Annotated in this window: 11 protein-coding genes; 10 read left to right on the top strand and 1 reads right to left on the bottom strand. The window is 51.5% G+C overall.

Annotation, left to right across the window (positions count from 1 at the left end; all coding sequences use genetic code 11):
- Positions 1-63 precede the first annotated feature (63 nt).
- The 5 genes from ACQZQY_RS16820 (at position 64) to ACQZQY_RS16800 (ending at position 7,093) form a co-directional block, all read left to right on the top strand.
- Positions 64-3,828 carry a nitrate reductase subunit alpha gene (locus ACQZQY_RS16820; RefSeq protein WP_431296054.1) on the top strand — a complete coding sequence of 1,255 codons (3,765 nt, stop codon included), beginning with the start codon at positions 64-66 and terminating at the stop codon, positions 3,826-3,828.
- Positions 3,825-5,363 (top strand): nitrate reductase subunit beta, encoded by a 1,539-nt coding sequence (gene narH / locus ACQZQY_RS16815; RefSeq protein ID WP_056770152.1) that lies wholly within the window; start codon positions 3,825-3,827, stop codon positions 5,361-5,363. Before ACQZQY_RS16820 ends, narH begins: the two co-directional genes overlap by 4 nt.
- Entirely contained in the window at positions 5,360-6,085 is a 726-nt protein-coding gene (narJ, locus tag ACQZQY_RS16810) for a nitrate reductase molybdenum cofactor assembly chaperone (protein WP_431296053.1), read from the top strand. Before narH ends, narJ begins: the two co-directional genes overlap by 4 nt.
- On the top strand, positions 6,078-6,758 hold the full coding sequence (gene narI / locus ACQZQY_RS16805) for a respiratory nitrate reductase subunit gamma (RefSeq protein ID WP_056770158.1): 681 nt from the start codon (positions 6,078-6,080) through the stop codon (positions 6,756-6,758). The genes narJ and narI overlap by 8 nt, the downstream gene beginning before the upstream one ends.
- A gap of 95 nt (positions 6,759-6,853) precedes the next feature.
- Positions 6,854-7,093 (top strand): hypothetical protein, encoded by a 240-nt coding sequence (locus tag ACQZQY_RS16800; protein WP_056770162.1) that lies wholly within the window; start codon positions 6,854-6,856, stop codon positions 7,091-7,093.
- Here the strand turns inward: ACQZQY_RS16800 and ACQZQY_RS16795 are convergent.
- The gene (locus tag ACQZQY_RS16795; RefSeq protein WP_414070974.1) at positions 7,084-7,407 is read right to left on the bottom strand and encodes a hypothetical protein; all 324 of its coding nucleotides are present in this window, start codon (positions 7,405-7,407) and stop codon (positions 7,084-7,086) included. The two genes, ACQZQY_RS16800 and ACQZQY_RS16795, sit on opposite strands and share 10 nt — an antisense overlap.
- A gap of 96 nt (positions 7,408-7,503) precedes the next feature.
- Here ACQZQY_RS16795 and ACQZQY_RS16790 point away from each other — a divergent pair, with 96 nt between their 5' ends.
- The 5 genes from ACQZQY_RS16790 (at position 7,504) to ACQZQY_RS16770 (ending at position 14,396) form a co-directional block, all read left to right on the top strand.
- Positions 7,504-8,169 carry a response regulator transcription factor gene (locus ACQZQY_RS16790; protein ID WP_136376404.1) on the top strand — a complete coding sequence of 222 codons (666 nt, stop codon included), beginning with the start codon at positions 7,504-7,506 and terminating at the stop codon, positions 8,167-8,169.
- A gap of 21 nt (positions 8,170-8,190) precedes the next feature.
- Positions 8,191-9,720, top strand: coding sequence for an EAL domain-containing protein (locus ACQZQY_RS16785; RefSeq protein ID WP_431296052.1), 1,530 nt, complete (start codon positions 8,191-8,193; stop codon positions 9,718-9,720).
- A gap of 715 nt (positions 9,721-10,435) precedes the next feature.
- On the top strand, positions 10,436-10,990 hold the full coding sequence (locus ACQZQY_RS16780) for a fimbrial protein (RefSeq protein ID WP_431296051.1): 555 nt from the start codon (positions 10,436-10,438) through the stop codon (positions 10,988-10,990).
- Between the two features lie 108 nt (positions 10,991-11,098).
- Positions 11,099-11,854 carry a fimbria/pilus periplasmic chaperone gene (locus ACQZQY_RS16775; protein WP_431296050.1) on the top strand — a complete coding sequence of 252 codons (756 nt, stop codon included), beginning with the start codon at positions 11,099-11,101 and terminating at the stop codon, positions 11,852-11,854.
- Positions 11,838-14,396 (top strand): fimbrial outer membrane usher protein, encoded by a 2,559-nt coding sequence (locus tag ACQZQY_RS16770; RefSeq protein ID WP_431297202.1) that lies wholly within the window; start codon positions 11,838-11,840, stop codon positions 14,394-14,396. Before ACQZQY_RS16775 ends, ACQZQY_RS16770 begins: the two co-directional genes overlap by 17 nt.
- The last annotated feature ends 8 nt before the right edge of the window (positions 14,397-14,404 follow it).

The raw sequence follows: 14,404 nt of genomic DNA, 5'->3' as shown, positions 1-14,404 counted from the left end.
TTGTATTCCCCGCCATTCACATAATGACAAAGCGCCATAGGCCTTTGCACAGGAGATTCCCGGATGAGCAAGTTTCTTGACCGGTTTCGCTATTTCAAACAGCTAGCTGAACCCTTCGCTGACGGCCACGGCCAGACGCTGAATACCAACCGTGACTGGGAAGACGGCTACCGTAGCCGCTGGCAGCACGACAAAGTGGTCCGTTCCACGCACGGTGTGAACTGCACCGGTTCCTGTAGCTGGAAGATTTACGTTAAAAACGGTCTGGTCACCTGGGAAACCCAGCAGACTGACTACCCGCGCACCCGTCCTGATCTGCCAAACCACGAACCGCGTGGCTGCCCGCGTGGCGCCAGCTACTCCTGGTATCTCTACAGTGCTAACCGCCTGAAATACCCGCTGATGCGTAAAAAGCTGATCCAGTTATGGCGCGAAGCCAAACTGCAATACAGCGATCCGGTCGATGCCTGGGGCTCGATCGTCAATCAGCCGGAAAAAGCCAAAGAATATAAAGCCGCACGCGGTCGCGGTGGCTTTGTGCGTTCAAGCTGGCAGGAAGTGAATGAGCTGATTGCGGCGTCCAACGTCTATACCGCCAAAACCTTCGGCCCGGACCGCATTATCGGTTTCTCACCAATTCCGGCGATGTCGATGGTGTCTTACGCCTCCGGCGCGCGCTATCTGTCGCTGATCGGCGGCGTGTGTCTGAGCTTCTACGACTGGTATTGCGATTTGCCACCGGCTTCTCCGCAAACCTGGGGCGAGCAGACCGACGTCCCTGAATCCGCTGACTGGTACAACTCTTCTTATATTATCGCCTGGGGTTCTAACGTTCCGCAGACCCGTACCCCGGACGCCCACTTCTTCACCGAAGTGCGTTACAAAGGCACCAAAACCGTTGCCATAACGCCGGATTACGCCGAAATCGCCAAAATTTGCGACCAGTGGCTGGCACCGAAACAAGGCACCGACAGCGCACTGGCGCTGGCGATGGGCCATGTGATCCTCAAATCCTTCCATATTGATAACCCAAGCCAGTACTTCACCGACTACGTGCGTCGTTACACCGACATGCCGATGCTGGTGATGCTCGAACCGCGCGAAGACGGCTCCTATGCCGCAGGCCGTATGCTGCGTGCGTCCGATCTGGTGGACAATCTGGGTCAGGAAAATAACCCGCAGTGGAAAACCATCGCCTTTGACGAGAACACCGGCGAACTGGTGTCACCGTTAGGTTCTATCGGTTACCGCTGGGGCGAAAAAGGCCAGTGGAATCTGGAATCCCGCGAAGGGAAAGATCACAAGGACGTCAGCCTGAAGCTGAGCCTGCTCGACGATCACGATGACGTGGTCAACGTCGGGTATCCGTACTTCGGCGGCGCGGTCAGCGAGCACTTCAACAGCGTGGCGCTGGATGAAATCCTGATGCACAAACTGCCGGTCAAACGCCTGCAACTGGCAGACGGCAGCACCGGTCTGGTGGCGAGCGTTTACGATCTGACGCTGGCGAACTACGGTATTGAGCGCGGCCTGAACGACGAAAACTGCGCGCAAAGCTATGACGAAATCAAAGCCTACACGCCAGCCTGGGCCGAAAAAATCACCGGCGTTTCTCAGCAGAATATTGCGCGTATCGCCCATGAATTTGCCGATAACGCCAACAAAACCCATGGCCGTTCGATGATCATCGTCGGTGCCGGGATGAACCACTGGTATCACCTCGACATGAACTACCGCGGTCTGATCAACATGCTGATCTTCTGTGGTTGCGTCGGCCAGAGCGGCGGCGGCTGGGCACACTACGTCGGGCAGGAAAAACTGCGTCCGCAAACCGGCTGGCAGCCGCTGGCGTTTGGTCTGGACTGGCAGCGTCCGCCGCGCCAGATGAACAGCACCTCGTTCTTCTACAACCATTCCAGCCAGTGGCGTTACGAAACCGTCGCGCCGCAGGAACTGTTGTCTCCGCTGGCGGATAAATCCAAATTCACCGGCAGCATGATCGACTACAACGTGCGCGCCGAGCGTATGGGCTGGCTGCCGTCTGCGCCGCAGCTCAACGTTAACCCGCTGCACATCGCGGAACAGGCGAAAGCGGTCGGCTTATCGCCTGCCGATTTCACCGTCGCAGCCCTGAAAGACGGCAGCGTGCGCTTTGCCGCCGAACAGCCGGACAATCCGCAGAACTTCCCGCGTAACCTGTTCGTCTGGCGCTCCAACCTGCTGGGTTCTTCCGGCAAAGGCCACGAGTACATGCTGAAATATCTGCTGGGCACCGAACACGGTATTCAGGGAGATGATCTCGGTATTCAGGGCGGCGTGAAGCCGGAAGAAGTCGAATGGCAGGCGCAGGGCGGCGAAGGCAAACTGGATCTGGTGGTGACGCTTGATTTCCGTATGTCCAGCACCTGTCTGTATTCCGACATCGTGCTGCCAACCGCCACCTGGTACGAAAAAGACGACATGAATACCTCGGACATGCATCCGTTTATTCATCCGCTGTCAGCCGCCGTTGACCCGGCGTGGGATTCAAAAAGCGACTGGGAAATCTACAAAGGTATCGCCAAAGAGTTCTCCCGCGTCTGCGTCGGCCATCTGGGTGTGGAAACCGACATGGTCACGATGCCTATTCAGCACGATTCCGCCGCTGAGCTGGCGCAGCCGTTTGGCGTGGAAGACTGGAAGAAAGGCGAATGCGACCTGATCCCGGGGCGTACCGCACCGCATCTGATGGCCGTTGAACGCGACTATCCGAACACCTATGAGCGCTTCACCTCGGTCGGTCCGTTGCTGGAAAAACTCGGTAACGGCGGTAAAGGCATCAGCTGGAATACCGACAGCGAAGTCGATTTACTGAAAAAACTGAATTACACCAAACCGGACGGTACCGCCAAAGGCCAGCCGATGATCAACACCGCGATTGATGCGGCGGAAGTCATCCTGACGCTGGCACCGGAAACCAACGGTCAGGTGGCCGTGAAAGCCTGGGCGGCGCTGAGCCAGAACACCGGCCGCGACCATACGCATCTGGCGCTGAACAAAGAAGACGAGAAAATCCGCTTCCGCGATATTCAGGCACAGCCGCGCAAAATCATCTCCAGCCCGACCTGGTCTGGTCTGGAAGATGAACACGTGTCTTACAACGCCTGTTACACCAATGTGCATGAGCTGATCCCGTGGCGCACGCTGTCAGGCCGTCAGCAGATTTATCAGGATCACGCGTGGATGCGCGCCTTCGGTGAAAGCCTGCTGGTGTACCGTCCGCCAATCGACACCCGCGCGGCGCAGCCGTTGCTGAATGCGAAGCCGAACGGCAACCCGGAAATGGCGCTGAACTTCCTGACGCCGCACCAGAAATGGGGCATTCACTCCACCTACAGCGACAACCTGCTGATGCTGACCTTAGGTCGCGGCGGCCCGATTGTCTGGCTGAGTGAAGACGATGCAACACAACTGGGCATCGAAGACAACGACTGGATCGAAGCCTTCAACGCCAACGGCTCGCTGAGCGCCCGTGCGGTGGTCAGCCAGCGCGTACCGGCGGGGATGACCATGATGTACCACGCACAGGAACGCATCGTGAACATTCCGGGTTCGGAAATCAGCCAGCAGCGCGGCGGTATTCACAACTCCGTCACCCGCGTGTGCCCGAAACCAACCCACATGATTGGCGGCTACGCCCAGCTGGCGTACGGCTTTAACTACTACGGCACCGTCGGTTCTAACCGCGATGAATTCGTGATTGTACGCAAAATGAACCGCATCGACTGGCTGGATGACGAAGGTAACGACTACGTGCAGGACGCGGTCAAACAGGAGAAAGCCAAATGAAAATTCGTTCACAAGTCGGCATGGTGCTGAATCTCGACAAATGCATTGGCTGCCACACCTGTTCCGTGACCTGTAAAAACGTCTGGACCAGCCGCGAAGGGATGGAATACGCGTGGTTTAACAACGTGGAAACCAAACCGGGTCTGGGTTATCCGCACGACTGGGAAAACCAGGAAAAATGGAAGGGCGGCTGGATCCGCAAAATCAACGGCAAACTGCAGCCGCGCATGGGCAACAAAGCCAACCTGCTGCATAAAATCTTCGCTAACCCGCACATGCCGGAAATCGATGATTACTACGAACCGTTCGATTTTGATTATCAGCATCTGCACACCGCGAAAGACGGTAAACATCAGCCGGTGGCGCGTCCGCGTTCGCTGCTGACCGGCAAACGCATGAAGAAAATTGTCGGCGGCCCGAACTGGGAAGACGATCTGGGCACGGAGTTCAGCAAACGTTCTGCCGATCAGAACTTCGCCAACATGCAGAAAGAGATGTACGGCGAGTTCGAAAATACCTTTATGGCGTACCTGCCGCGTTTGTGCGAACACTGCCTGAATCCGGCGTGTGTGGCGACCTGTCCGAGCGGCGCGATTTATAAACGCGGCGAAGACGGCATCGTGCTGATCGACCAGGACAAATGCCGCGGCTGGCGCATGTGCCTGACCGGCTGCCCGTACAAAAAAATCTACTTCAACTGGAAAAGCGGCAAATCAGAAAAATGTATTTTCTGTTATCCGCGCATTGAAGCGGGCCAGCCAACGGTCTGTTCCGAAACCTGCGTCGGCCGCATCCGCTACCTCGGCGTGGTGTTGTATGACGCCGACCGTATCGCCGAAGCGGCATCGGTTGAGAACGACAAAGACTTGTACGAAAGCCAGATGAGCATCTTCCTCGATCCGAACGATCCTGAAGTGATTGCCCAGGCTGAAAAAGACGGCATTCCGATCTCCGTCATGGACGCCGCGCGTCAGTCGCCGGTCTACAAAATGGCGATTGAATGGAAGCTGGCACTGCCGCTGCACCCGGAATACCGCACACTGCCGATGGTCTGGTACGTGCCGCCGCTGTCTCCGATTCAGTCAGCCGCCGACGCCGGGGCATTGCCGCACAGCGGCGTGCTGCCGGACGTCGAAAGCCTGCGTATTCCGGTGGAATACCTGGCGAACCTGCTGACCGCGGGCGACACCGCGCCGGTATTGCGGGCGCTGAAACGTATGCTGGCGATGCGCCACTTCAAACGTGCTGAAACCGTGGACGGCGTGACGGACACCAGCGCGCTGGAACAGGTCGGATTGTCTGCGGCGCAGGCGGAAGAAATGTACCGCTATCTGGCGATCGCTAACTACGAAGACCGTTTCGTGGTGCCTTCCAGCCACCGTGAACAGGCACGCGAAGCCTTCCCGGAAGCCAAAGGCTGCGGTTTCAGCTTCGGTGACGGTTGCCACGGCAGCGACAGCAAATTCAACCTGTTCAACAGTAAACGTATCGACGCCATCGACATCGGCGCGAAAACGGAAAGGAAGGGCGAATGAACAGTTTACGACTCACAGGATTACTGCTCGATTATCCTTCAGCCGATCTCTGGGAACACCAGATCGAACTGCTGGAAGCGGTGACCGACTCCCCGGAACTGGACCCTCAACAGCGCCTTGAACTGGCGCTGTACATCACATCGTTTTGCAAACAGGATCTGCTGGATGCGCAGTCGGCGTACACCGGGTTGTTCGATCGTGGCCGCGCCACCTCGTTACTGCTGTTCGAGCATGTGCACGGCGAATCCCGCGATCGGGGTCAGGCGATGGTTGACCTGATGGAGCAATACCGCGCCGCCGGTCTGGAGATCGACAGCCGCGAGCTGCCGGATTATCTGCCGCTGTATCTGGAATATCTGACCACACGTGATGAAACGCAGGCACGAGACGGCCTGCGTGATATCGCACCCATCCTCGCGCTGCTGAGTGCCCGTATGCAGGAACGCGACAGCCACTACGCGCAACTGTTTGATCTGCTGCTGGCGCTGTCCGGCAGTGATATCGCCACCGACACCGTGCGCGCCGGGATCAAACAGGAAGCCCGTGACGACACGCCTGCGGCGCTGGACGCGGTATGGGAAGAGGAACAAATCAAGTTCCTCGGTGAGCAAAGCTGTGCGACAGGTGAAGAAGCCGCGCACCAGAAACGCTTTGCCGGCGCGGTCGCGCCACAGTATCTGAACCTTGACGACCTACCTGCGGGGAACCACGCAAATGACTGACTTCCTCAATAACTTCTTCTTTAACATCTACCCGTACCTGTGTGGCACGGTCTTCCTGGTGGGCAGCTGGCTGCGTTACGACTATGGTCAGTACAGCTGGCGTGCCGGTTCCAGCCAGATCCTTGAGAAGAAAATCCTGCGCATTGCCTCGCCGATGTTTCACGTAGGTATTCTTGGCATCATCGCGGGTCACGCCTTCGGGATGCTGACCCCGCACTGGATGTACGAATCCTTCCTGCCTGTGCCGGTGAAACAGCAAATGGCGATGTGGGCAGGCGGTGCCTGTGGCGTGCTGACGCTGATCGGCGGCGGTCTGCTACTGTGGCGACGTCTGAGCAACGAACGCGTGCGCTCTACCTCGAGTTTTGGTGACATCATGATCATCGCGTTGCTGGTGATCCAGTGCGCGCTGGGGCTGAGCACCATTCCCTTCTCCGCGCAGCATACTGACGGCAGCGAAATGATGAAACTGGTCGGCTGGGCGCAGTCTGTGGTGACCTTCCGTGGCGGTGCGGCGGCGCATCTCGATGGCGTGGCCTTTATCTTCCGCGTGCATCTGGTCCTGGGGATGACATTATTCCTGCTGTTCCCGTTCTGCCGTTTAGTACATATCTGGAGCGCACCGGTGGAATATCTCACCCGCCGCTATCAGCTGGTACGCAATCGTCGCTGATTGACCTCAGCAGATTGTGAACTGTCTGTTTTGACATAAAAACGAAGGGCGCTATGATGCGCCCTTATCTTTTTTTATTGCTCAAGGACGCATTAATGGCCACTCCAAGACCTCCAATGACCGTAGCCCGCCGTTTACTTCGCAACAGCATGATTTTACTGGTGATCGGCATCGTTGCCACTCTCCACGGCCTGATCGTCGGCAGCCCTGAAACTCCGCCGGGAGAAATGGCGCCGCAATTGCTGCTTGGCATCTGGTTTATTTTTATGGGTGCGGTAATGGGCGGGATCAGCTGGCTGGTGATCCGTAATAAAAAGAAGAAAGGTCAGATCTGATCTGTTGTTAGTTTTCGTTCAACTTCAATTTCAACTTCAACTTTAATTTCAAAACTCAGGGTTGCCACCCAAACCGGCCTTAAGAGGCGCCTCTCGCCGGGCCTCTTAAGAATCTCCGGCTCTTTCACTGCGCGCTGCCGCCCGCGGCGTTCATCCGGTTCCGGTTTAATTTTAATGAGATTATTCTTAGTTGCCAAACTATTACCACTTTGTGTATTCACTGTTCTGTCAGGATCCTGGCAGAGATTTATTCTGAAATAATACAAATACCTGACATTAGATGAAGTATTCCACGGCCATACTGGTTTTTTCATGATTATTGACCTAATCTAAAAATATATTCCCAAATCAAAAATCCCAAAATCAATTGATAAAATTAAACGAGGATTTCATCAAAGTAAGGAATAAAGATGGCGTGGAAAAGAAGAGAGAAAGTGGCAATTATGGAACCCCTTTCTATGGTCAGCGATGTCATGTCGCAGATTTTAAGAGAAGAGGGTGGGGTTATTATTGAGGGCACACTTTCAAGTTTTTTATCACTGCAATCTTTGCTGGAATTAAGAAAGATTGATGTCATTTTTAGCGAAGTATATGACGCCAATACCTCTATTATTCAGGGGCTGGACTTCCTCAGGAAACTCAAAGCTCAGTTTCCCGCAATAGATATTATTGTTCACACCGAAATAGAAATTCCAGCCCTGCTGATCCAAAGTAATGCTGACGCTATTTATATGAAACAATTAGGCGTTGAGGGCTGCCGTGCTTCTGCGGCTCAAATATTAAATGCCGAAAGTATGGTCAGCGTTCTTTTTTATGAAGACCGAAAACGTCATTACGATTTCGGTATGCTGAACGACTTCGAATGGCAGGTGCTTATTATGTTCAGCCAGCAAATGAGTATTACCACTATCTCGACAGAAATGAAAACGGACTATCGCCGTATCAGCCGGACAAAACACGCTATGATGAAAAAACTGAAAGTCAGTAACAATGTGGCATTCAGTCAGCTGATGGCGCTGGCCGGCAGTAAATTTGGCGACTATCCGCCCGTCTCCTTGAACGCACCGGGCCAATAACCTTTAAGATTCAGGTACACAATGAAGACCGCGAAACCTTTTGGCCAACCCCTGTTCATCCTGTTCAGCACTGTTTTGGTGGCCGCAATCACTCTGGTGATCACCCATTTCGCTATCGCCGCGTATGACCGCGACGATCTGGCTTCTTACGCCCGACATATCATGGCGCGCGGGCTGGAAGTGGCTGATGAATCCCACAATATTGTCAGTAATGTCAATTCGTTACGGCTGGAGCCCTGCAGTGACAGATTTCTTGATGAAATTCGCTATCTTTCGTTTACCTCGGTGTTTATCTCGGATATTGGTTACACCCAGGACCACCAGCTGAAATGTACGGCGATGCGTGGCCGCCTGCCGGAGCCGGTGACCATGTCTGTGCCTGATGCGGTGACCCTTTACGGGCAGCGCATCTGGACGTCATTCAGCGGCATTGTCGATCCGCGCATTACCGCCGATATGATGGAATCCAGAAACGTGCTGCTGTTCCCCACACCGGCGGCTTTTCGTGACATTTATGTTCCTTACAAGGGATTTGGTGCTGTGCTGACCAACCATCAGCACAACCACGTGTTCCGGTTGTTCGGAGAAACGGCAGGATTGGTGGAGGGCGCCACCAAACCGGGGCGTATGGCCTGGTCGCATCAGGCCTTTTTCACCGAATGCAGCAAAAAATATGATATTTGCGTATTGGCAAGAAATACTCAGATTGGCATTTTCTCCCTGCCGGTGACCGCCATTGTCTTTATTATTCTGGCCGGTCTGGTCGCCGGCGGCATGTTTACATTTGCACTTGTGCAATATGTCAGCAATAACCGTTCAATGCAGAATAAACTCAAAATGGCGATCAGCCATGATGATATCTATATCAATTTTCAGCCCTTTATTGAAATGTCGACGGGCAAGGTGATGGGCTACGAAGCATTAGCCCGCTGGAAAGATACCCACGGCGACAATATCCCGCCTGATATTTTTATCAAACTCGCTGAGTCCACTCATCAGATTAAAGCGCTGACCCGTTCTGTCGTCTCCCGCGCGCTGAAAGATATAGGCCCGCATCTGCGCAGTAATAAAGCGCTGTTCGTGAGTATTAATATCACCACGGCGGATGTGACGGATCCGGACTTTAAAGTGTTTCTCGAAGAAGAACTCGATAACGCGGGGGTTGAACGGCAGCAAATTGTACTTGAGATCACGGAGCGTTCGACGGCAGATCACCGGGTGCTGAAAGACGCGCTGGTCAGGCTGAGAGAGTACGGCTACCGGATTGCGCTGGATGACTTTGGTACCGGTTATTCCAATCTGGATTATCTGAGCAAGTTATCTTTTGATTTTATTAAAATAGACAAGATATTCACCGATGCTATCGGCACAGAATCGGTCAGCTTCAACATGCTAAAAATGATGCTCGAAATGCTCACTCACACCGGCGCAACCATCATCGTGGAAGGGATTGAAGAGCAGCCCCAGGCTGATTTCTTACTGAGCCATTCGCCGACCGTGGTCGGACAGGGTTGGTTATATGGCAGGCCGGTGGAGGTGGAAAAACTCTGATCTGAACCCGACGGACAGGGGCTGTCAGCCCCTTAACCGCCTTGTGACCGGCACCCGCTGATTCCCTTTATCCCTTCAATTTTCACCCTCTCAAACTTCATCCGCGTGCCATACACCGGCGCGATGTGGTGAACACCTGTGCTTGAAATCCCTGGCAGTTCATTCGATAAATTCGTCAGCATTTCCCTGTGCGGGCTAATCAGCGTAAACCACGTCTTTTTGTTCCAGGCATCAGTAGCACAACCTGATGAGGATCAGCGGGAGCCAAAAGTCATCGCGCATTGTTTATGTGCCAAATCAATATTTACGAATTGATGACATAACATTACCCAGGTGTTTGTCTGATTGAATAATTTATATCGTGAATTTAGCGATGGAATGAATAAATAATATTCAAACCTGCCATTTAACCTGCATTAAATAACCCGTGAGATTACCCTGTGTTTAATTGCAGTGAGAATATTCCTAGTTAAGAATATGTAAGTTTCGCACCTGGTAACAAAACATTGTCAAAAATTGCAGATTATTACTCTAAGTGATTTTTGTATTCACATCAGTTTAAGCACAAAAATGATGTTAACGTGATTATAAATGGAATAATTCACTGATTTATCTGTTTTTGATGTGATTGTTTACCAAAATTTGTCACGACATTATGATTATCCACTCTGATTGAACGGCTGAAGGCCAGTTGCGTCAGAAGGAAATTAATCTAATGGAGAGACAAAACGTGAATAAGAAAATTGTAGTGGCTTGTGGTACATTGGTAGCAGCTTTTTCAATGACGGCGTCAGCTGTTTCTAATAATACCATTTCATTTCAGGGTGAAGTTTCCACGCAAACATGTGCCGTAACTGTAAACAGTGATTCAGCGCCGGTGGTGTTATTACCTACGGTTTCCACTTCTGCTTTGACTGCTCTGGGAAATGTTGCCGGGGCTACGACCTTTGAACTGGCGCTGTCCGGTTGTTCTACTGCTGAAACCGTCACCAACGTCAATGCGGTATTCTCTGGCAATCTGGTGGATACGGCGAACCTTGGAACGCTTTCAAATACCGGTACGGCGACTAACGTTAATCTTCAGTTAGTTGACTCAGCAAACCAGCCTATTGACCTGAGTTCAACCTGGACCAGTACCAATAATGAACTTGCCATCGAGGCAGGGCAAACGTCTTCCAGCGCGACATATAGCGTTCGTTATTATGCCACCGGTGCAGCAGAGGCGGGAACTGTTGCGGGTTCCGTTGAGTATGCAGTGAGCTACCTCTAAGTAAACATCACCGATTATAAGATGGCAGACAGACTGCCATCTTATTTTTATTCCAGTGAAAATGTCTTCTTTAATCACATCGTAATATTAATGATAAGAGTAATATCAATGTCGTGTAGCAAAAAAAGAGTTAATAAAATTTTAAATACAATGCTGGCGGTGTCGTTATTTTTACCTGCATTCGCATTTTCCAGCGTCACTATGATGGGTAGCCGGATAATTTATCCCTCCGATGCGCCGTCCATGAACGTTGAATTCAGCAATAAAGATCTCTTTCCCTACGTTGTTCAGACCTGGCTGGATGACGGTGACAATGAATCAACCCCGGTAACCGGCAAAGCGCCATTTATTGCCTCACCGGCAATATTTAAAATCGCATCAAATAACGGGCAGGTTTTGAGGATTTCATACACTGGCCAGAAAAACTTACCGCAGGATCGCGAATCACTATTCTATTTTAATTTTCTGCAAATTCCGCCGGTGAATGCTGCCGGAGAAGACAGTCAGCAAAAAAACAAAATGCTGGTGATGCTGAAAAACCGTATTAAGGTATTTTATCGCCCGGCAGAGATTGCGCAAAAAATCGGACAGTTAACTGAACATATTAGTGTTACCTCTTCAGTAAAGGCTGCCGGAACCACGTTGCAGATTAAAAACAATTCACCGTTTTATCTGTCAATTGCCAGTGTGAAGATAAAAAATAAAAATAAGATTTATTCACGGCCTGCCGATATGCTCGCGCCGTTCTCGCAAGGGAATGTGGAATTCAAAAAAATGCAGATAATGAAAAATGACACTGCTGTCATTGAGTATGTCAACGATCAGGGAGCGATTGTGAGTTATGAATATGGTATCAATCCGTAATAAAGCTTTTGTTCCCTCTGTTTCATTTTTAACATTATGTATTGCATCGACGTATTTTTCGGCGGCGATGGCTGAAGAATTCTATTTTGATCCGGGTTTGCTTGAGGGTTCGGGCGTTGCAGTCAATCTGGCTAAATTAAATGAAAAAGAGCCAGTGCTGGATGCCGGCGTTTACCGCGTCGATCTGTATGTTAATAATAAACTGGTCAAAGAGAATGTTGAAATTAACTTCAGAGATAAGGCTGATGGTCAAAATGCACAACCCTGTTTGAATGCAGACCAGATTAAAATTATTCAACTTAAAGCCGATGCGGTTTCGTTGCTGCCTGTTAATGACCAGTGTGTCAGTTTTGCTGCGCTTTCTAAAGGCTCTTCATGGGAGTTTGAACAATCAACGCAGCACCTGAAATTGCTCATTCCGCAGGCCTCACTGTACCGTCAGCCACGCGGGTATATTCCCGTCTCGCAATGGGACAGCGGTACATTGGGTTTATTCATTAAACACAACACCAATTATTATGAAACCAAAAACACCGGCGGATACACCACCAGAAACTTCTGGAGCGGACTGAACAACGGTACCAACATCGGCTTATGGCAACTGAGGAACCAGTCAAACCTGACATATAACGAAACCAATGGCCGCACCCGGCATAAGCTGAGCAGCATACGCACCTATGCGCAACGGCCACTGGCATCGCTTGATTCAGTCGTTACATTGGGCGACAGCTATACCAACAGCAGCCTCTTTGGCAGCTTGTCTTATAATGGCGTCAAACTCGCCACCGATACCCGAATGATGCCGCAGGGCAAGCGTGGCTATGCGCCCGAAGTGCGGGGTATTGCCAGCACCACGGCCCGCGTTGTGGTCAGCCAGCTAGGCAAAACCATTTATGAAACGGTGGTGTCACCGGGACCGTTCGTCATTGATGATTTGAGCAACACCCGTGGGCAGGGTGATTTGCAGGTGCAGATTATTGAGGCGAACGGGCAGACGTCAACTTTCACTGTCCCGTATTCTGCCGTGCCAGACTCTATCCGGCCTGGTATGTGGAATTACGAGTTTGCCCTCGGCAAGGTGCGCAATTATTACAATGTAGATAATGAGTTCGTGGAAGGGGTTATTCAGCGCGGGCTCAATAATCGTTTTACCGGTAATGCGGGTGTGCGGCTGGCGAAAGACTATGAAGCTTATTTGCTTGGCGGTGTGATGGCGACGCAGTTTGGCGCGATAGGGCTTAACACCACGTATTCACATGCCATCGCTGAAAATAATAAAACCCAGTCGGGTTGGCGTGCAGAAGCCAGTTACAGCAAAACCTTTACCACGGGAACCAGTCTGACCCTGGCGGCTTATCGCTATTCAACAAAAGGTTTTCGTGATTTGCAGGATGTGCTGGGCGTAAGAAGGGCTGCGGAAAGTACGACAAACTATTATTCCGATACCCTGAACCAGAAAAATCAGTTCAGTGCCACGATTGCGCAGGGCTTTGACAGTTTTGGCTCACTGTCACTCAATGCCAGCACATCGGATTACTACAGCAATAATTCACGTATCACTCAGTTACAGCTGGGATACAGCAACAGCTACAAAAGAATCAGTTATAACGTCAACGTGGGCAGGCAAAGAACCAGTTATACCACCCGCAATAATTTTTATAGCGAACCGGAAGATACGACAAATCGCCAGAAGTATACCGAGAATACTATTTCCATCGGTTTCTCAATGCCGCTGGATTGGGGAAGTTCACGTTCTAACGTGGCATTCAACGTGGCGAAAAATAAAAGCTCTGAGTCCGCAACCACCAGCGTATCGGGAAGCTTAGGTGAGAAGAGTAATTCATCTTATTCTGTATACAGCGGTGTAGAAAATTACCAGGAAAACGGTAATGAAATGACCTGGGGTGGGTCACTGCAACAAAATACCTCCAAAGGAACGTTCCGGGGATCTTATTCCCAGGGCACCGGTTATAAACAGTATGGATTTGGCACGTCGGGTACGCTGCTTATTCATTCTGGCGGTGTGACCTATGGACCTTATGTCAGCGATACCTTTGCGCTGGTCAAAGCCAAAGGCGCCAAAGGGGCAGAGATTAAGAACGGGCAGGGCGCGAAAATAGACAGTTTTGGTTACGCTATTATGCCTTCGTTATCGCCTTATCAATATAATACCGTCAGCCTTGACCCCAGAGGACTAAATTCCAGTGTGGATATTCAGGGTGGAAGTCAGCAGGTCGTGCCTTATTCCGGTGCCATTGTTCAGGTTAATTTTGAAACCGTCTCCGGTAAACAGGTATTAATTAACACTACGCTTGATGGCGATCAAACGATCCCGATGGGCGCGGACGTTACCGATAAAGACGGAAATAATATAGGCATGGTCGGTCAGGCCGGGCAGATCTATGCTCGTATTAATGATCGTTCCGGCGTGCTGTTTGTTTCATGGGGTAAGGAAAAGTCAGAGCAGTGCCGGATTAATTATCAGTTACCAGAGAGTGATGATAATGAATTTTTACAGCTGACGCTGCATTGTCGAATTTAATATTAGGG

The sequence above is a fragment of the Rahnella sp. PAMC25559 genome (genome assembly GCF_050632365.1).
In the GTDB taxonomy this organism is placed as follows: Bacteria; Pseudomonadota; Gammaproteobacteria; order Enterobacterales; family Enterobacteriaceae; genus Rahnella; species Rahnella rivi.
The sequence above is the reverse complement of the archived record's forward strand: the minus strand, read 5'-3'. Positions and strand labels throughout refer to the sequence as shown.

Excerpts from the sequence above, each read along its gene's own strand:
- ACQZQY_RS16770 (WP_431297202.1), top strand. The coding sequence starts at position 11,838 with ATGGTATCAATCCGTAATAAAGCTTTTGTTCCCTCTGTTTCATTTTTA.
- ACQZQY_RS16795 (WP_414070974.1), bottom strand. The coding sequence starts at position 7,407 with ATGAAAAAACCAGTATGGCCGTGGAATACTTCATCTAATGTCAGGTAT.
- ACQZQY_RS16800 (WP_056770162.1), top strand. The coding sequence starts at position 6,854 with ATGGCCACTCCAAGACCTCCAATGACCGTAGCCCGCCGTTTACTTCGC.
- narH (WP_056770152.1), top strand. The coding sequence starts at position 3,825 with ATGAAAATTCGTTCACAAGTCGGCATGGTGCTGAATCTCGACAAATGC.
- ACQZQY_RS16775 (WP_431296050.1), top strand. The coding sequence starts at position 11,099 with ATGTCGTGTAGCAAAAAAAGAGTTAATAAAATTTTAAATACAATGCTG.
- ACQZQY_RS16785 (WP_431296052.1), top strand. The coding sequence starts at position 8,191 with ATGAAGACCGCGAAACCTTTTGGCCAACCCCTGTTCATCCTGTTCAGC.
- narJ (WP_431296053.1), top strand. The coding sequence starts at position 5,360 with ATGAACAGTTTACGACTCACAGGATTACTGCTCGATTATCCTTCAGCC.
- ACQZQY_RS16780 (WP_431296051.1), top strand. The coding sequence starts at position 10,436 with ATGGAGAGACAAAACGTGAATAAGAAAATTGTAGTGGCTTGTGGTACA.
- ACQZQY_RS16820 (WP_431296054.1), top strand. The coding sequence starts at position 64 with ATGAGCAAGTTTCTTGACCGGTTTCGCTATTTCAAACAGCTAGCTGAA.
- ACQZQY_RS16790 (WP_136376404.1), top strand. The coding sequence starts at position 7,504 with ATGGCGTGGAAAAGAAGAGAGAAAGTGGCAATTATGGAACCCCTTTCT.
- narI (WP_056770158.1), top strand. The coding sequence starts at position 6,078 with ATGACTGACTTCCTCAATAACTTCTTCTTTAACATCTACCCGTACCTG.